This window comes from Streptomyces sp. NPDC006283 (genome assembly GCF_040613325.1).
Lineage (GTDB): Bacteria > Actinomycetota > Actinomycetes > Streptomycetales > Streptomycetaceae > Streptomyces.
Window position 1 is genome coordinate 19,979 of record NZ_JBEXRZ010000010.1, and the last position, 18,110, is coordinate 38,088.

The 18,110-nt window shown below is 71.3% G+C and carries 14 protein-coding genes; 5 read left to right on the forward strand and 9 right to left on the reverse strand.

The window, feature by feature from the left end; genetic code table 11:
• Window positions 1–47: 47 nt before the first annotated feature.
• Genes ABZ070_RS04070 through ABZ070_RS04090 form a run of 5 tightly spaced genes read left to right on the forward strand, consistent with a single transcriptional unit; the run spans window position 48 to window position 5,969 of the window.
• Complete coding sequence (locus ABZ070_RS04070) at window positions 48–1,940, forward strand: ABC transporter substrate-binding protein (protein ID WP_356629657.1); 1,893 nt, start codon at window positions 48–50, stop codon at window positions 1,938–1,940.
• A gap of 3 nt (window positions 1,941–1,943) precedes the next feature.
• The gene (locus ABZ070_RS04075; protein WP_356629659.1) at window positions 1,944–2,993 is read left to right on the forward strand and encodes an ABC transporter permease; all 1,050 of its coding nucleotides are present in this window, start codon (window positions 1,944–1,946) and stop codon (window positions 2,991–2,993) included.
• On the forward strand, window positions 2,990–3,961 hold the full coding sequence (locus ABZ070_RS04080) for an ABC transporter permease (protein WP_356629661.1): 972 nt from the start codon (window positions 2,990–2,992) through the stop codon (window positions 3,959–3,961). The genes ABZ070_RS04075 and ABZ070_RS04080 overlap by 4 nt, the downstream gene beginning before the upstream one ends.
• Window positions 3,958–4,962, forward strand: a complete 1,005-nt coding sequence (locus tag ABZ070_RS04085) for an ABC transporter ATP-binding protein (protein WP_356629663.1) — start codon at window positions 3,958–3,960, stop codon at window positions 4,960–4,962. Before ABZ070_RS04080 ends, ABZ070_RS04085 begins: the two co-directional genes overlap by 4 nt.
• Before the next feature lie 14 nt (window positions 4,963–4,976).
• Window positions 4,977–5,969 (forward strand): ABC transporter ATP-binding protein, encoded by a 993-nt coding sequence (locus ABZ070_RS04090; RefSeq protein ID WP_356629665.1) that lies wholly within the window; start codon window positions 4,977–4,979, stop codon window positions 5,967–5,969.
• A 221-nt stretch (window positions 5,970–6,190) separates the two neighbouring features.
• On the opposite strand, the gene ABZ070_RS04095 is transcribed toward ABZ070_RS04090, so the two are convergent.
• The 9 genes from ABZ070_RS04095 to rimP all read right to left on the reverse strand — a co-directional run bounded on the left by ABZ070_RS04095 (window position 6,191) and on the right by rimP (window position 17,982).
• Complete coding sequence (locus ABZ070_RS04095) at window positions 6,191–7,147, reverse strand: bifunctional riboflavin kinase/FAD synthetase (protein ID WP_356629667.1); 957 nt, start codon at window positions 7,145–7,147, stop codon at window positions 6,191–6,193.
• Window positions 7,048–10,779, reverse strand: a complete 3,732-nt coding sequence (locus ABZ070_RS04100) for a serine protease (RefSeq protein WP_356629669.1) — start codon at window positions 10,777–10,779, stop codon at window positions 7,048–7,050. Before ABZ070_RS04100 ends, ABZ070_RS04095 begins: the two co-directional genes overlap by 100 nt.
• Window positions 10,780–10,982: 203 nt before the next feature.
• Window positions 10,983–11,882, reverse strand: a complete 900-nt coding sequence (truB, locus tag ABZ070_RS04105; protein WP_356629671.1) for a tRNA pseudouridine(55) synthase TruB — start codon at window positions 11,880–11,882, stop codon at window positions 10,983–10,985.
• A complete protein-coding gene (rbfA, locus tag ABZ070_RS04110) occupies window positions 11,879–12,322 on the reverse strand; it encodes a 30S ribosome-binding factor RbfA (RefSeq protein WP_356629673.1) in 444 nt (147 codons plus the stop codon). Before rbfA ends, truB begins: the two co-directional genes overlap by 4 nt.
• A gap of 27 nt (window positions 12,323–12,349) precedes the next feature.
• Entirely contained in the window at window positions 12,350–12,643 is a 294-nt protein-coding gene (locus ABZ070_RS04115; RefSeq protein ID WP_264247582.1) for a DUF503 domain-containing protein, read from the reverse strand.
• A 180-nt stretch (window positions 12,644–12,823) separates the two neighbouring features.
• Window positions 12,824–15,886, reverse strand: a complete 3,063-nt coding sequence (gene infB / locus ABZ070_RS04120) for a translation initiation factor IF-2 (protein ID WP_356629675.1) — start codon at window positions 15,884–15,886, stop codon at window positions 12,824–12,826.
• A 151-nt stretch (window positions 15,887–16,037) separates the two neighbouring features.
• Window positions 16,038–16,316: a YlxR family protein gene (locus ABZ070_RS04125; protein WP_356629677.1), complete on the reverse strand. Its 279-nt coding sequence runs from the start codon at window positions 16,314–16,316 to the stop codon at window positions 16,038–16,040.
• A gap of 131 nt (window positions 16,317–16,447) precedes the next feature.
• A complete protein-coding gene (gene nusA / locus ABZ070_RS04130; protein ID WP_356629679.1) occupies window positions 16,448–17,455 on the reverse strand; it encodes a transcription termination factor NusA in 1,008 nt (335 codons plus the stop codon).
• 2 nt (window positions 17,456–17,457) lie between these two features.
• Window positions 17,458–17,982 (reverse strand): ribosome maturation factor RimP, encoded by a 525-nt coding sequence (rimP, locus tag ABZ070_RS04135; RefSeq protein ID WP_356629681.1) that lies wholly within the window; start codon window positions 17,980–17,982, stop codon window positions 17,458–17,460.
• Window positions 17,983–18,110 lie beyond the last annotated feature (128 nt).

Below are 18,110 nucleotides of genomic sequence, written 5' to 3' on the forward strand. Positions count from 1 at the left end.
CACCAACCCGCCCTCTCCGTGCGAGTAATGACGCGAGGTCACTGTCCATGGTCACAACGGCATCTCCCCAGAGCACCCGGCAACGCCCCCGCTTCCGATTGGTCCTCGCCACTGGCGCCGCGGCCTCCGCATTGGTGATGGCGGGGGCCGTCGCCCCCCAGGCCCAGGCCCAGCCGCAGGACCGCTCCCTGGCCGGATCACAGGCCCGGCCGCAGGCCAGGGCGGCCGCCGACGACGGCAAGCAGGTTCTCACCGTCGCCGTGTCGCAGAGCATCGACTCGCTGAGCCCGTTCCTGGCGCAGCGTCTGGTCAGCACCACGATCCACCGTCTGGCCTACGACTACCTGACGAACTACGACGTCAAGGACGGCCGCACCGTCCCTGGTCTGGCCACCGCGTGGGAGCCGTCCCCCGACAAGCTGACGTGGACGTACACCATCCGCGACGACTCCAAGTGGTCGGACGGCAAGCAGGCCACCGCCGAGGACGCGGCCTGGACGTTCAACAAGATGATGACGGACGAGAACGCGGCCACCGCCAACGGCAGCTTCACGGCCAACTTCAAGAAGGTCACGGCGCCCGACCCGAAGACACTGGTCATCGAGTTGAAGAAGCCTCAGGCCACCATGACGGCACTCGACGTCCCGATCGTGCCGAAGCACGTGTGGGAGAAGGTCGACGACTTCTCCAAGTTCAACAACGACAAGCAGTTCCCGATCGTCGGCAACGGCCCGTTCGTCATCACGGACTTCAAGGTCGACCAGTATCTGAAGCTGAAGCCGAACAAGGACTTCTGGCGTGGCGCGCCCAAGTTCGACGAGCTGGTGTTCAAGTACTACAAGGACGGCGACGCCGCGGTCGCGGCCCTGCAGAAGGGCGAGGTCTCCTTCGTCCAGGGCCTGACCCCGGCGCAGGCCGATGCGCTGAAGAGCGCCAAGAACATCAAGGTCAACGACGCCCCCGGCCGCCGTTTCTTCGCGCTCGCCACCAACCCCGGCGCCCAGGCGGCGGACGGCACGAAGTTCGGCAACGGCCACAAGGCGCTGCTCGACCCGGTCGTGCGCAAGGCTCTCTTCCACGCCACCGACCGCACGGCCATCGTCGACAAGGTCTTCCAGGGCCACGCCGTCGAGGGCGAGGGTTACATCCCGCCGCGCTTCCAGTCGTACTTCTGGAAGCCCGACGCGAGCCAGAAGATCGCCTACGACCCGGCGAAGGCCGCGCAGCTCCTCGACGACGCCGGTTACAAGAAGAACGGGCAGGGCAAGCGGCTCGGAAAGGACGGCAAGCCGCTCGACTTCCGCATCCTCTGCCACGCCACCGACCCGAACGACAAGGCGATCGGCAAGTACCTCCAGGAGTGGTGGGGCGAGCTGGGCATCGGGCTGAAGGTCGACTGCCTCGACAACGTCTCCGACCCCTGGCTCAAGGGCGACTACGACCTGGCCTTCGACGGCTGGTCCGTCAACCCCGACCCGGACTTCGTCCTGTCGATCCACACCTGCGCGGCGCTGCCCGCCACGTCCAAGGACAGCGGCGCGACGGACAACTTCATCTGTGACAAGCAGTTCGACGAGCTGTACGCGAAGCAGGCCGTGGAGTACGACGCGGCCAAGCGCGCCGACGTCGTCAAGCAGATGCAGTCGCGGCTGTACGACACGGGCTACATGAACGTCCTCGCGTACCCGAACGCCGTCGAGGCGTACCGTACGGACCAGATCAAGTCCATCACGACGATGCCGGAGGCAGCCGGCAACATCTACGGCCAGGACGGCTACTGGAGCTGGTGGTCGGCCGAGCCCGCAGCGGCGGAAGGCGCCTCCGACAGCGGCTCCTCCACGGGCGTGGTGATCGGTATCGGCGCGGCCGTGGTTCTCGCCGCCGCTCTCGGGCTGTTCGTCGTGATGCGTCGCCGTTCCACCGCGGAAGACCGTGAATAGTCGATGAGCACCACAAGTACGACCAGTACGACCGCTGTGGCGCGGGTCCCGGAGGCCCGCGCCGCGAGCGGCAGCGCACGCGCCTATCTCCAGTACGTGGCGGGGAAGCTGGGCGGTGCGGCGATCTCGCTGCTCGCCGTCCTCGTCACCAGCTTCTTCCTCTTCCGGATCATCCCGGGCGACCCGGTCAAGGCCATGACCCACGGCATGCCGACGTCGGCGGAGCAGATGGCGACGCTGCGCCGTCAGTTCGGTCTCGACAAGCCGATGTGGCAGCAGTTCACCGACTACTGCACCAGTGCCCTGACGGGCGACCTGGGCATCTCGTACCAGTTCCACGCCCCCGTGGGTGACCTGATCGCCCAGAAGGTACCGGCGACGCTGCTGCTCACCGGGGTGGCGGTCGTCGTCTACTCGGCGATCGGGCTCTGGCTGGGCACCCGATCGGCCTGGCGGCACGGCAGTCTGGGTGACAAGCTCAACACCGGTGTGGCGCTGACCCTGTGGTCCGTGCCGGGTTTCTGGCTCGGCCTGCTGCTGATCATCACCTTCTCGGTGGGGATCGGCCCCGTACCCGGCATCTTTCCCACCGGCGGCATGGAGTCGGGCAACGAGAGCGGCTTCGCCTACGTGGCCGACGTGGCGCATCACATGGTGCTGCCCGTGCTGACCCTGGTCGCCGTCGGGTACGCCCAGACGCTGCTGGTGATGCGTTCGTCGCTGCTCGACGAAATGGGCAGCGACTACCTGACGACTGCACGCGCCAAGGGGCTGCGGGACGACGTGGTGCGGCGCAGGCACGCCGTACCGAACGCGCTGCTGCCGACCGTCACCATGGTGTTCATCAACCTGGGCCATGTGGCGGCCGGTTCGATCCTGGTCGAGACGGTCTTCTCCTGGCCGGGGCTCGGCGGGCTGTTCTATCAGGCGCTCAGCGTGCCGGACCTGCCGCTCGTCCAAGGGCTGTTCGTCGTCTTCGCCGGGGCGATGATCATCATGAATCTCCTCGCCGACCTGATGTATCCGCTGCTCGATCCCCGGGTGGGCCGATGACGACGACACCGACGCCGCCGACGAAGACCACGACCGAGCCCGATGCGGCGCCGGCCGCCGAGGCCGGGCGGACCGCACAGACGGCGAGATCCTTGGCGTGGGCGCGCCGCCGGCACTCCGTCGCCCGTTTCTGGAGCGCGTACCGCACCCACCGTGCGGGCCTGTTCGGGCTGGCCGCGCTGGCGCTCATCGCGTTCACCGCGCTCGCCGCGCCGCTGCTGGTCGGCGGTGACGTGCAGAGCGTGACGAACGCTCCCGGAACGGCGATGGAAGAACCCAGCGGCGAGTTCCCGCTCGGCACTGACCAGTTCGGGCGTTCACTTCTCGGCCTGCTGGTTTGGGGGGCGCGGATCTCGCTCACCGTCGGGCTGCTGGCCGCCGCGCTGTCAGTGGCCATCGGGACGCTCGTCGGCATCATCGCCGGCCACTACGGCGGCTGGTTCTCGACGGTCCTGATGCGGATCACCGACTGGTTCCTGGTCATGCCGACGCTCGTGCTGGCGATCGTGCTCGCGACCGTCATGTCGCGGAATGTGTGGACGGTCGTCATCGCCATCGGCGTCGCCAGCTGGCCCACCACGGCACGGCTGGTGCGGGCCCAGACCATCGCCGTGGAGTCGCGTCCCTACATCGAGCGCGCCAAGGCCCTCGGCGGAGGGCACGGCCACATCATGAACCGGCATGTCCTGCCCAACGTGATGCCGCTGGTTCTGGCGCAGACCACGCTCGGGATCTCCAGCGCGATCCTCACCGAGGCGACGCTGGCCTTCCTCGGCCTGGGCGACCCGACCATCGTCTCCTGGGGCGGAATGCTCCAGGACGCGCGCGAGGCGGGTGCGGTGTCCTCGGGCCACTGGTGGTACCTGGCCCCTCCCGGAATCGCCATCGCCCTCGTGGCGCTCGCCTTCACCCTGTGCGGGCGTGCGATCGAGTCCGTACTCAACCCGAAGCTGGGAGTGGCGCGTTGAGCCTGCTCGAGGTCAGGGACCTCCATGTGACCTACGGCTCCGGTGCACGCGCCGTGCCCGCCGTACGCGGCGTCGACCTGTCCCTCGCCGCCGGGCAGAAACTCGGCGTCGCGGGCGAGTCCGGTTGCGGCAAGTCGACACTGGCGCTCGCGCTGCTGCGGCTGCTGCCGGCCTCCGCGAAGCTGACCGGCGAGATCCTCCTCGACGGCGAGGACGTCCTCACCATGAAGTGGGGACGGCTGCGGGCCGTGCGGTGGGCGGGCGCGTCGATCGTCTTCCAGGGGGCGATGCACTCGCTCAACGCGGTCCACCGCGTCGGCGACCAGATCGCCGAGCCGATCCTGCTGCACCGCGGATCGACCCCGGCGGAGGCGAAGCGACGCGTCGGCGAACTGCTCCAGCACGTGGGGCTGCCTGCCTCCCGCGCGGACGCGTACCCGCACGAGCTCTCCGGCGGGCAGCGGCAGCGGGTGATGATCGCCATGGCGCTCGCCTGCGACCCCCGGCTGATCGTCGCCGACGAGCCGACGACCGCGCTGGACGTGATGATCCAGGCGCAGATTCTGCGGCTGATCGAGCAGCTCGTCGCAGAGCAGGACATCAGCCTGCTGATGATCAGCCACGACCTGGGGGTGCTCGCCGACACCTGCGACCGCCTCGCCGTGATGTACGCGGGCCGCGTCGTGGAGGAAGGCCCCGCCCGGGCGGTCTACGACGCCGCGCAGCATCCCTACGGGCGTGCCCTGTCCGCGGCCTTCCCCCGCATCGGCGACCCCGCCTCGCGCCGGGCACCGCGCGGGCTGCCCGGCGACCCGCCCGACCCGGCGGCGCTGCCGGGCGGCTGCACCTTCCACCCACGCTGCCCCGTGGCGCTCGGCACGTGCGCCGAACAGGACCAGGAGCTGGTCACGGCGGGCGAGAGTCACCGGGCGGCATGCGTACTGGTGGGCGGTCCCGCGGAGCGTGCCGGGGCCGGAGCCGGGACGGAGAAGCAGCTGTGACACAGGAGCACGTCATGACCCCGACCACCACGGCCGCACCGCTGCTGTCCGCATCCGGGCTGCACGTCACCTTCCCCGGGCGCCGGGGCGGGCCGGCGGCGCGCGCCGTGGACGGCGTCGACCTCGACATCGGGGCCGGGGAGATCGTCGCGCTCGTCGGCGAATCCGGCTGCGGCAAGACCACGCTGGCACGCTCCCTGCTCGGCCTGGTACCGCCGAGCTCCGGGCGCGTCACCTTCGGCGGGGAACCCCTCGGCTACGGCTCACGCGCGCTGAAGACCTACCGCAAGCGTGTGCAACTGGTGCTCCAGGACCCGAGCGGATCGCTCAACCCACGTCACACGGTGTACGACGCCGTGGCGGAGGGCCTGCGGATCCACGGCTACGCCGGTGATGAACGCGCCGCCGTGGCGGAAGCGCTGTCCCGGGCAGGTCTTCGTCCGCCTGAGCGGTTCTTCCTCCGCTACCCGCACGAGCTGTCCGGCGGACAGCGCCAGCGTGTTGTCATCGCGGGAGCCCTCGTACTCGAACCGGAACTGATCGTCGCCGACGAGCCGGTGGCGTCGCTGGACGCCTCGGTACGCGGCGAGATCCTGGCGCTGCTGCTGCGGCTACGGGACGAACTGGGCCTGTCCGCACTGGTGGTGACGCACGACCTGGGTCTCGCGTGGAACATCGCGGACCGGGTGGCGGTGATGTACCTGGGGCGGATCGTCGAGTCGGGGCCGGTGGAGGATGTGCTGACGTCACCGCAGCACCCCTACACCAAGGCACTGTTGTCGGTGCTGCCGGAATCGGAGGAGACGCCGGTGGTCCTCACCGGTGAGCCGCCGGACCCGTCCCGCATCCCGGCGGGCTGCCGGTTCCACGCCCGCTGCCAGATCCTGTCGTCGGGCGAGGCGGACCGGGCCGGCGTGGCGGACCAGTGCCGCACCCTCGACCTTCCGGTCCTCCCGAACGCCCCGACTCCGCAGGTGGCGTGTCACTGGGCGTCGGCGTCCGGCTGAGGGAACCGAACACCGCGGCACAGGCTTCCCCGGGGGGAGCGAAACCGTCGGCCGGGCGCAGGGCGACGGGCAGGGGGTGGTGTACGGGACGTGAAGCGGCGCTCGACGCGCAGCGCGGTGCGCCGAGCAGTCCCGGACACGACCCCCGGACCGCGCCGCAGCCAAGCGGACCACCCGGGACGGGCCACGCCCGTACAGATCGACGGGCCGCGGCCGGATCGTCAGCGACGCGCGTCGTACGCCGCCGTGAGCTCCCGGCACTTCTTCACGTCGTCCCCGATCGCCACCAGCAGCGACTCGATGGAGTCGAACTTCTCCTGCCCCCGGACGTACGCCAGGAAGTCGACCTCCACGTGCAGGCCGTACAGGTCGAGCCCCACGCGGTCGATCGCGTACGCCTCCACCGTGCGCTCGGTGCCGTCGAACTGGGGGTTCGTGCCGACGGAGATCGCCGCCGGCATGCGTTCGCCGGCCGCGGTGAGCCAGCCCGCGTAGACGCCGTCCGCCGGGATCGCGGTGTGCGGGAGGGTCTCCACGTTCGCCGTCGGGAAGCCGAGCTCGCGGCCGCGCTGGGCGCCGCGGACCACGATGCCCTCGACGCGGTGCGGTCGGCCCAGGATCTCCGAGGCGCCCTCGATGTCTCCCTCGGCGATTAGCCGGCGGGTGAGCGTCGAGGAGAACGGCTCGCCGCCGCCCGCCTCCCCACGCACATACAGGTCGACGACCTCGACCTCGTAGTCGTACGTCGTGCCGAGCTCGGCGAGGAACGCGACGTTGCCTGCCGCCCGGTGGCCGAAGCGGAAGTTGGGGCCCTCGATGACCGCGCGCGCGTGCAGCTTGTCGACCAGGACCTTGACGATGAAGTCGGCCGGCGACAGCTGGGAGAACTCGGCGGTGAAGGGCAGGACGAGCACGGCGTCCACCCCGAGCTCGGCCATCAGGTCGGCTCGGCGGTGATGCGGCGCGAGCAGCGGGGGGTGGCTGCCGGGGCGGACGACCTCGCTGGGGTGCGGGTCGAAGGTGACGACGACCGACGGCACCCCGAGCTCGCGCGCCCGCTCCACCGCGCGGCCGATGATCAGCTGGTGCCCGCGGTGTACGCCGTCGTAGGAGCCGATGGTGACGACGCTGCGTCCCCAGTCCTGGGGGATGTCCTCCAAGCCACGCCAGCGCTGCACTGTGACCGCTCCTCGCCCGAACCTGTGTACGTGATTGCCGATAACGCAGGTCTAAGACTGCCATGCCCGGCGCTCCCGGTCGGCATCGGCACCGTGCTGCCCGGTGTGCACAGGGCCCGCCGGGCGCCCGGGCCCACGACCGCGGCCCATTCCTGGGGGTCGTCGGCCAGCCAGCGCCCCGCCAGGGTGGCGAAGCCGGGCACCTCGCGGGCAAGCTCCACCAGCCGCCGCTCGAGGCAGGCGGCGCCCTTGGGTGTGCGGACGAGCAGCAGGCCCGCACGGTGCACCAGCGCGCGGGTGTGTTCCTCGGGGCGCCGGTGGCAGCCGTGCGCGGCGGCGCGGAGCAGCGCGTCGAGAACGGCCACCTCGCGGGCCTCGTACTGCTCGTAGCGCAGCATCACGTCGAGCAGCTCTCCCCGCAGCGCCTGCGAGGAGGCGCCGCCGGGTGCGGCGAGGACGGGCGCGAGGGCGCTGCGTACCTGTGCGGGCCGGCCTCGTAGCAGGTGGGTGACGAGAGGGAACAGCACATCGCGGGCGTCCGGGCCGCCGTCGAGGCGGCGGTGGACGTAGGCGGCTGCGTGCACCGCGCCGTCGGGTCGGTGGTCGACGTACTCGCAGACCAGGGCGGCGGCGCGCCGCGCGGTCGCGGGGTCGGTGACGGCTCCGGCGAGCGTGGCGAGCAGTTCCCCCGCGTCGGCACCGCCGTCCGGCCGCAGGAGCCGGGTCCTGAAGGCGGCGAGCACCGGGCGGGCGTGGGTGGCGAGTGCGTCCGCGAGCGCGCCCGCCGGCACGTGCGGGTCACCTGCCGCGAAGAGGTCAAGGGCCAGGTCCAGATGTCGGGAGCGGCTGACCGGGTCGCGCACGAGGAGGGTGAGCGCCGCGCCGTGGTGCGCGGGGTCGGCGAGCAGCGCGCGTGCCGCGCCCCGCAGGTGTTCCCGGTCGCGGTCGGTCGTGGGCTCGGGGGCAAGGGCGTGGGTGGCGGCCGCGGCCCGGCGTTCGGGCCGCGGGTCGCGCGCCCAGCGGTCGACGGCCCTGCACAGCACGGACGGCTCGTCCTCGGCGAGCGCGGCGAGAAGCTCGGTGGCACGGGGGTGCGCGGTGTCGACGAGGGCCTCGGTCAGATCGTCCGGCGCGAGGCCACGCCGTGCGTACAGCAGCGCCTGCGCGGCAGCGCCGACGGTGGGCCGCACCCCGGCGTCGGGGTCCGCGGCCAAGGGGGTGTCGTCGTCGAACCAGCGGCACAGCAGGGGCTGTACGGCCACGGGGTCGGCCGCGAGCCGTTCATCGGCGAGCTCCAGGTAGCGGGGTGCGGCGGCGGCACCGTGCGCGGGCGGATCGGCGGGGACCAGGCGGCGCAGCAGGTCGAACCGGGCCAGGTCGCCGAGCCGCAGGCGTTCCCAGAAGCGGGGTCCGAACTCACCGTCGCCGCCCGGTCGTTCGGCCAGCCGGTGCAGCACGCCGAGATGCGGTTCCGCGTCCGGTACGCGCGGCAGAACCGCATGGAGGAGCCGGGCCGCCCACCACCGCGCGTCCTTGGGCCGCTCGTCCGGGTCGGGGTCGTGGAGCGCGTCCACGAGGCCGGTGAGCCGGTGCTCCAGCGCCGGCGGCCCGTGTCGCCGCCCGAGGAGGAGGAGAGCCTGCACGACGGTGCCGATGCGATGCCGCGGTACGGGCGCCGCCTTCCGCCCTTCCTGCCGCAGGTGCAGCAGGGAGCGCAGTGCGGCGTCGAGGTCGAGGTGCGCGCCCTGGATCCAGTCCGCGAATTCCTGGTGCGCGAAGCGGTAGCCGCTGCCGGCCGGGACGAGCAGGCCTTCCGTGAGGACGGCGGACGCCCATCCGGCGCGCCACGGGAACAGTTCCTCGAACGCCGTCCGGTCGAGTTGGCCGTGCCCGGGGCCGAGGCAGCGTCGGGCGGCCTCGTGCATGCGGCCGGCGACCGCGGCAACAAGTCCGCGGAGCACGGAGCCACGCGGCTCGGGGACGGCCTCTGAAGCGATGCGTACGGCCATCCGCAGACAGACCAGGTCCAGATGGGCGCCCAGGACCTCTTCTCGCCCTGGTCTGCCCGGCAGCGCGCCGGGCAGTGCGTGGTGCACCTCGGCGAGCAGCCGGAGCGTGAGCGGATGCCGCTCGTCGGCGGCGGCGACGGCACCGGGTGGCAGGCCGTACGCCTCCCGCACCCGGCGGGCCTGGTCGGCATCCAGGTCTCCGATGCGCACGGCCGGCGGTGGCTGGGTGCCCGTGCCGGATCCGCGCCCGGCAAGGGACTGGGCGGGCACCCGGCAAGCTTCGGACGCGGCCCAGGACGACACCGCTCCGGGACCACCGGGTGCACCGCTCGCGTGTCCTGCACGGACGTCGGCGGGGTACGTCGGGTCCGGCGCCCGGTCGTCGCCCGCGCCGCCGACGCCGGCGAGGGAGGCCACGCGCGCCGGCGTCCCCGCCCGCTCCTTCTGTGGGGGCGCCTGGCGGCCTGGACGGTGCAGCAGCTCCGGCGGGAAAAGTGCCCCGGCCTGCTCCCAGTACTCGGGGCGGCACGCCACCGCGAGCCTTGCTCCGCAGGCGTCCAGCCACTTCGTTGTTGCCGTCGTCCACTCCCGCAGGTTCCGCGCCAGTGCGGGCGGCATCTCCTCGGGACCGTCGAGCACGACGAGCAGCGGCCGTCCCGCGCCGTGGGCCAGACGGGCCACCCGGGCCGGGCCGATGTCCTGCTCCGGTACGGCGAGGAGGCGGGCGGCCCGGTGCAGGGTCCGGGCCACCGCGTCGGCCAGGGAGATGTCCCCGGCGTGCAGGTCGGCTCCGCGCAGCCACAGCGTGGGGGCCGGCTCGGGGCCTTGGGCGCGCCGGGCGGCGAGCATGCGCAGTTCCGTCGTACGGCCTGTTCCGGGGGTGCCCACGAGTCCGAGGACCAAGGGCGCCGCGTGGCGCTCGGTGAACTCGCCGAACTCCCCCGTGATGTCCGGGCGTTCGATGTGCTCCGGCCGGCTGCCCGAGAGGCCGGTCCGTGCGAGCGAGCCGCCGGTGAGCTCCAGTACGGCGGCCAGGTTCAGGTCCTGCCCGTAGGCGGAGGCGAGTCCCGCGTTGCGGCGCAGCAGGGCGGCAAGCGGTTCGGGCAGAGCGGCGTGCAGGGGTCGTGCACAGACGGCCGCGGGGGCACCGGCCGGCGGCACTGCGCCGAGCACGGCCAGGACCGCTCCGGTCGCGGCGTCGAGCACGGGTCCTCCGGCGGCGGCTCCCGCGAGGCGCAGTGCGTCGCTGCCGTCGGTGCCGATGGCGAGCTCGAGTATGCCCCTGGTCGCGGCGAGCACGCGGGCCTCGCGCCAGCCTCCGGCCACGAGCCGCACATAGGTTCCCGGCGTGACATGGTCCCGCGCGCCGATGGGCAGCGCGGGGACTCTCAGGCCGTTGCCGCGCAGGAGCGCGAGCCCGTGCTCCGGGCAGGCGGTGACGGAGTCGGCCTCGAGGACGGAGCCGCTGCCGTCCTGCGGCCGGAGGAGGGGGCGGGTGAGCCCGGCGATCACGTGGTGGCCGGTCACGACCGTGCCGAGATCGTCGGCGACGAAGCCGGTGCCGTGCGGCCGACCGGCCGGATCGCAGATCCGTACCAAAGTTGCCTGGTCAGCGCGTCCCATGGCGACGACGTTATGTCGATCATGATCAGCGAGAGAAGTCCGCATCATGAACGCGCCCCCCAGTGCACCCCGGTTCACTCCAAGCGCCTGCTCGTTGGGGTGAATCCCGGGTGTGCAGTGGATAGACCTAGTGCGGGGGAAACGAGGGGGGATCGTGGGGCGGGCGGCATCGCTGCCCGCCCCACGACGTGTCACGGCTCCGGTCAGCCGAAGACGGCGAGGCTCTTCGCCTTGCCCTTCTGCTCCTCGACGAGCGCCAGGAAGCGGCCGTCGGGTCCGAAGACGGCGACGGGCGCGCGGTCGTAGGCCGGCATGTCCAGGCGTACGCCGTTGGTGAGCAGCTTGGCCCGCCGCTCGTCCACGTCCCAGCGGGGGAAGGCGGCAGCGGCCGCATCGGCGATCGGCATCACGGTCAGCTCCTCCTGGAGCTGGTCGAGGGTCTTCGCCGCGTCGAGTCCGTAGGGCCCGACGCGGGTGCGCCGCAGGGCCGTCAGATGCCCGCCGACGCCGAGGTCGGCTCCGAGATCACGCGCGAGCGCCCTGATGTAGGTGCCGGAGGAGCACACCACGGACACGACCAGGTCGACGGCCCGGAGCCCGTCCTCCGTCGTGGTCTCCCGGACGTCGTAGACCTGGAAGGAGGAGACGGTCACCGGCCGGGCCGGGATGTCGAACTCCTCGCCGCCGCGCACCCGCGCGTACGACCGCTTCCCGTCGATCTTGATGGCGCTGACCTTGGACGGCACCTGCATGATGTCGCCGGTCAGCTTGGCCACACCCGCGTCGATCGCCTCACGGGTGACGCCGGAGGCGTCGGTGGAGGACGTGACCTCGCCCTCCGCGTCGTCCGTGACGGTGTTCTGCCCGAGCCTGACGGTGCCGAGGTACTCCTTCTCGGTCAGTGCCAGGTGCCCGAGCAGTTTGGTGGCCTTCTCGACGCCCAGCACCAGCACACCGGTGGCCATGGGATCGAGCGTCCCCGCGTGTCCGACGCGCCGGGTCCGTGCGATCCCGCGCATCTTGGCGACGACGTCGTGCGAAGTGAAGCCCGACGGCTTGTCCACGATGACAAGGCCGTCGGGCGGAGTCGTGCGCTGCGTCATTCCGAGGCTTCGTCCTCGTCTTCCGGCTTGCGGTACGGGTCGGCCTCGCCGGCGTACTTGGCACCGGAGGACGCCTCGCGCACCTTGGCGTCGGATGCCCGCGCCTTGTCGAGGAGGTCCTCGATCGTCTTGGCGTTCTCCGGAAGGGCGTCCGCCACGAACGTGAGGGTGGGCGTGAACTTGGTGCCCGCGGCCGCACCGACCGCGGAGCGCAGGACGCCCTTGGCGCTCTGCAGGCCCGCGGCCGCGCTCGCGCGGTCCTCGTCGTCGCCGTAGACCGTGTAGAAGACCGTGGCCTCCCGCAGGTCCCCGGTGACGCGGGTGTCCGTGATGGTCACGTGCGAACCGAGGCGAGGGTCCTTGATGCCGCGCTGCAGCTTCTCGGCGACCACCTCCCGGATGAGGTCTGCCAGTTTCTTCGCCCGCGCGTTGTCGGCCACTGGTCCTTCTCCTTCTTTGCCTTGCATTCAGTCTTCGTCGCTGTGGAGCCTGCGTCGAACCGACAGCAGCTCCACCTCCGGCCGGGCGGCGACCAGGCGCTCGCACCGGTCCAGCACGTCCGTCAGGTGCCCCGTGTCGCCGGACACCACGGCGAGGCCGATCTCGGCCCGCCGGTGGAGGTCCTGACCACCCACCTCCGCCACGCTCACCGCGTACTTCCGCTGAAGCTCGGCGACGATCGGGCGGACCACGGAACGCTTCTCCTTCAGCGACCGTACGTCGCCGAGAAGCAGATCGAAGGACAGTGTCCCCACATACATGTATGTCCGGATGTCCCGCCGGTCCGGGTTTGTTGTGCCGGGGGTCCGAAGGCTCGCCCCCCGAGCCGGCACAGTCCGGTCCCCGCCCAACTTGGCAGGGACATCCAAACCGTACACGCAACGGCCGGGGCCGATCGACGGAAATACTTCCGCCGACCGGCCCCGGACAGGTGCCGTGCGTCAGCCGCGCGGCTTCTCGCGCATCTCGTACGTCGCGATGACGTCGTCGATCTTGATGTCGTTGAAGTTTCCGAGGTTGATACCACCCTCGAAGCCTTCGCGGATCTCGGTGACGTCGTCCTTGAAGCGGCGCAGACCCTCGATGTTGAGGCTCTCCGCGATGACCTTGCCGTCGCGGATGAGCCGGGCCTTGGTGTTGCGCTTGACCTCGCCGGAACGGATGAGGACACCCGCGATGTTGCCCAGCTTGGACGAGCGGAAGACCTCTCGGATCTCCGCCGTACCGAGCTCGACCTCTTCGTACTCCGGCTTGAGCATGCCCTTGAGGGCCGCCTCGATCTCCTCGATGGCCTGGTAGATCACCGAGTAGTACCGGACGTCGACGCCCTCGCGCTCCGCCATCTGCGCGGCACGGCCGGCCGCACGGACGTTGTAGCCGATGACGATGGCGTCGGAGCCCATCGCCAGGTCGATGTCGGACTCGGTGACCGCACCCACACCGCGGTGCAGGACCCGGATGTCGACCTCTTCACCGACGTCGAGCTGGAGCAGCGAGGCTTCGAGGGCCTCGACCGCACCGGACGCGTCGCCCTTGATGATGAGGTTGAGTTCCTGGACCAGACCGGCCTTGAGCACCTTGTCGAGGTCCTCGAGGGACACCCGGCGGACGCGCTTGGCGAAGGCGGCGTTGCGCTCACGCGCGGCGCGCTTCTCGGCGATCTGGCGGGCCGTACGGTCCTCGTCGACCACCAGGAGGTTGTCGCCGGCACCCGGCACGTTGGTGAGACCGAGCACCAGGACGGGAGTCGACGGGGTCGCCGCCTCCACGTTGTTGCCCTTGTCGTCGAGCATCGCCCGGACGCGGCCGTACGCGTCGCCGACCACCACGGTGTCGCCGATGCGCAGCGTTCCGCGCTGGACCAGGACGGTCGAGACGGCACCGCGGCCGCGGTCGAGGTGGGACTCGATCGCGATGCCCTGTGCGTCCTGGTCCGGGTTGGCACGCAGGTCGAGCGAGGCGTCCGCGGTGAGGACCACGGCCTCCAGCAGGGAGTCGATGTGGAGACCCTGCTTGGCGGAGATGTCGACGAACATGGTGTCGCCGCCGTACTCCTCGGCCACCAGACCGAACTCGGTGAGCTGACCGCGCACCTTGGTCGGGTCGGCACCCTCGACGTCGATCTTGTTGACCGCGACCACGATCGGCACGTCGGCCGCCTTGGCGTGGTTCAGCGCCTCGATCGTCTGGGGCATCACACCGTCGTTGGCCGCCACCACGAGGATCGCGATGTCGGTCGACTTCGCACCACGGGCACGCATGGCGGTGAACGCCTCGTGACCCGGGGTGTCGATGAAGGTGATCGCGCGGTCCTCGCCGTTGACCTCGGTCGAGACCTGGTAGGCACCGATGTGCTGGGTGATGCCACCGGCCTCGCCCGCGACGACGTTCGTCTTGCGGATCGCGTCGAGGAGTCGGGTCTTACCGTGGTCGACGTGACCCATGACGGTCACGACCGGCGGACGGGAGACCAGGGCCTCTTCGCCGCCCTCGTCCTCGCCGAACTCGATGTCGAAGGACTCGAGAAGCTCGCGGTCCTCCTCCTCCGGGCTGACGATCTGGACGGTGTAGTTCATCTCGTCGCCGAGAAGCTGCAGCGTCTCGTCGGAGACGGACTGCGTCGCGGTGACCATCTCGCCGAGGTTCATCATGACCGCGACGAGCGACGCCGGGTTGGCGTTGATCTTCTCCGCGAAGTCGGTGAGCGAAGCACCGCGCGACAGGCGAATGGTCTCGCCGTTGCCGCGAGGCAGCATCACACCGCCGACCGACGGGGCCTGCATGGCCTCGTACTCCTGGCGCCTCTGACGCTTCGACTTGCGGCCACGGCGCGCCGGGCCGCCGGGGCGGCCGAAGGCGCCCTGCGTGCCACCACGGCCGCCGGGACCGCCCGGACGACCGCCGAAGCCGGGACGACCGCCGAAGCCGCCGCCACCACCGGGGCCACCGCCGCCGGGACGACCGGCGAAGCCGCCGCCGCCACCGGGACGACCGCCGCCGCCACCGCCGCCGGGACGACCGGCGAAGCCGCCGCCGCCACCGGGACGACCGGCACCGCCGGGACGACCGGCGCCGCCGGGACCGCGACCGCCGCCGCCGGGACCGCCACCAGGACGGGGACCGGCAGCAGGGCGCTGCGGCATCATGCCCGGGTTCGGACGGTTGCCGCCGGGGCCGCCAGGGGCGCCACCGGGACGCGGGGCCTGCGGACGAGGCATGCCACCGGGAGTCGGACGGGCACCGCCCTGACCCTGCGGACGCGGAGCGCCGCCGGGGCCGCCCTGAGGACGCGGAGCGCCGGGAGCAGCGCCGCCACCGGGACGCGGGGCGCCACCGGGACGAGGCGCCTGCGGGCGCGCCATGCCGGTGGAGCCACCGGACGTGAAGGGGTTGTTGCCCGGACGGGGACCGGCCGGACGACCGCCGGGACGCGGGGCGCCCTGGCCGCCGGCGGGACGCGCCGGACGCTCGCCGCCGCGGCCGCCGTCACGCTGGCCGCCGGCCGGAGCCGGTCGGGCAGGGCGAGGACCGGGAGTGGCACCCGCGGGACGCGGGGCCTGCGGTGCGGCGGGCTGGGCCGGAGCCGGAGCCGAGAACTCGGCTGCGGGCACCGGTGCCGCGGGCGCGGGCTTGGCCGGTGCGGGCTTGGGACCCGGTGTGGGACGCGGGCCCGGTGCCGGGGCCGCGGAGGGGGTGCTGCTCGCCGGGGCCGGCTTGGGGGCCGGTGCGCCGGGCTTGGGGGCAGCGGGACGTGCCGCCTGCGCCGGGGAGGGCGCCGCGGGCTTCGAGGGCGTCGCCTTGCGGGGCGCGCCAGGCTTCGCAGCGGACTTGCCGGCGTTGCCGCCGGGCCCCTGCAGTGCGTCAGTCAACTTGCGTACAACCGGCGCCTCGATCGTCGAGGACGCCGAACGGACGAATTCACCGAGTTCTTGGAGCTTGGCCATGACGACCTTGCTCTCCACGCCGAACTCCTTGGCGAGTTCGTATACCCGGACCTTAGCCACTTCGCTCCTTTTAGGTCCGGGTTACCGCCGGACCGTCGCTACTTCATGGGCGTACTCATCGCGTACTCATCGAGTGCTCATCGCAATCTCGACCTACTTCCAACTCGCGAGGTACCTGACCGCACGGGGTTCCGTGCCGTACTTCTTTCTCTTACGGTGCTGCCTGTTCGACATGCCGCCGCAGCGCGGCGGTCTCGAGCGCCCCTGTGACCCTGAAGGCCCTTGGGAACGCCCGGCGGCGGACCGCCAGGTCGAAACAGACCGAGGCGGGGTGCAGGTACGCACCCCGGCCGGGCAGCGTACCGCGATCATCGGGGACGCACTCGCCCTCGATGACCACGATCCGCAGCAGATCGCTCTTGGCCGCTCGCTCCCGGCATCCCAGACAGGTTCTCTCAGGGCACGCGCGGTCGTGCGTCCGGCCAGACACGGTTAAGTCTACCTCCCCGCACCGACCTCACCCCTTTGGGGCAAAAATCGAACGGTTGTTGTCCTGATCCTTCTGGGATCTTGCTTGGCCCTCGGCACGGGCGCAAACGGGATTCCGCCCCGAGGTGTTCCTCAGTGCCGGTCGGAGCCCTGTTCCGAGCCCTGCTCGGTGTCCGGCCGGATGTCGATACGCCAACCGGTGAGGCGTGCGGCCAGACGGGCGTTCTGCCCCTCCTTGCCGATCGCCAGCGACAGCTGGTAGTCCGGAACGGTGACCCGGGCCGAACGGGCGCCGAGGTCGACGACCTCCACCTTGCTGACGCGTGCCGGCGAGAGGGCGTTCGCCACCATCTCGGCCGGGTCGTCCGACCAGTCCACGATGTCGATCTTCTCGCCGTGCAGCTCGGCCATGACGTTGCGCACCCGGCCGCCCATCGGGCCGATGCAGGCGCCCTTGGCATTCAGGCCCGAACGGGTGGAGCGAACGGCGATCTTGGTGCGGTGGCCGGCCTCACGGGCGATGGCCGCGATCTCGACGCTGCCGTCCGCGATCTCCGGGACCTCCAGCGCGAAAAGCTTCTTCACGAGGTTCGGGTGGGTACGGGACAGCGTCACGGACGGGCCGCGCACGCCCTTCGCCACACGGACCACATAGGTGCGCAGCCGCAGACCGTGCGTGTACTCCTCGCCCGGCACCTGCTCCTGCACCGGCAGGATCGCCTCGAGCTTGTCGTCCAGCCTGACCAGGACGTTCTTGGGGTCCTTGCCCTGCTGCACCATGCCCGAGACGACATCGCCCTCACGGCGGGCGTACTCGCCGAAGGTGACGTCGTTCTCCGCGTCACGCAGCCGCTGCTGGATGACCTGGCGGGCGGTGGTGGCGGCGATCCGGCCGAAGTCCGACGGAGTGTCGTCGAACTCCTTGGGCTCCTGCCCCTCCTCCAGATCGGCCGCGTCCTCCTTGGCCCACACGGTCACATGACCGGTGTCCCTGCTGAGCACCACACGCGCGTGGCGGCGGCTGCCCTCGGTGCGGTGGTACGCGATGAGGAGGGCCGACTCGATGGCCTCGACCAGCAGGTCGAAGGCGATCTCCTTCTCCTGTGCCAAGCCCTTCAGGAGCTTCACGTCGATGTCCACGGCTACGCCTCCTCTTCCTTCTCGTCCTTGTCGCCTTGCTTGTCCTTGCGGCTGAACTCGATCTCGACGCGCGCCTTGGCGATGTCGTCGAACGCGACCCTGCGGGCCTTGGGCTTGCGCCCCTTCACGCCCGGGATCTCGAGGTCGAGCCCTTCGTCGTCCACCTCGACGATGCGCGCGACCAGTTCCTCGACTGCTCCGTCGGCGTTCAGCTGCAGCTTCACCAGGCGGCCGGTGGCGCGCACGTAGTGGCGGTGCTGGGTCAGGGGGCGATCGGCGCCGGGGGAGCTGACTTCGAGGACGTACTCGCCCTCGCCCATCACGTCCGTCTCGTCGAGCTTCTCGGAGATGGCGCGGCTCAGCTCCGCACAGGCGTCCAGCTCGACGCCCTCGTCGGAATCGACGATGATCCTCAGCATGCGGCGTCTGCCCGCCCGGGAGACCTCGATCTCCTCCAGATCCAGGTCCGCGGCGCTGACGAGCGGTTCCAGCAGCCCGCGCAGCCTCTCGCTCTGGGTGGTGCTCATCCGGGTGACTCCTCGGCCGCGTGTGCTGTTGTGGGATCGTCGCGTGTCGAAGAAAGGGTATCCGGTCCCGGGGGGTGTTGCCGTCCACCCACGCTGGGCCCGCAGGTACGCTCGCCTGCGGCGATGAT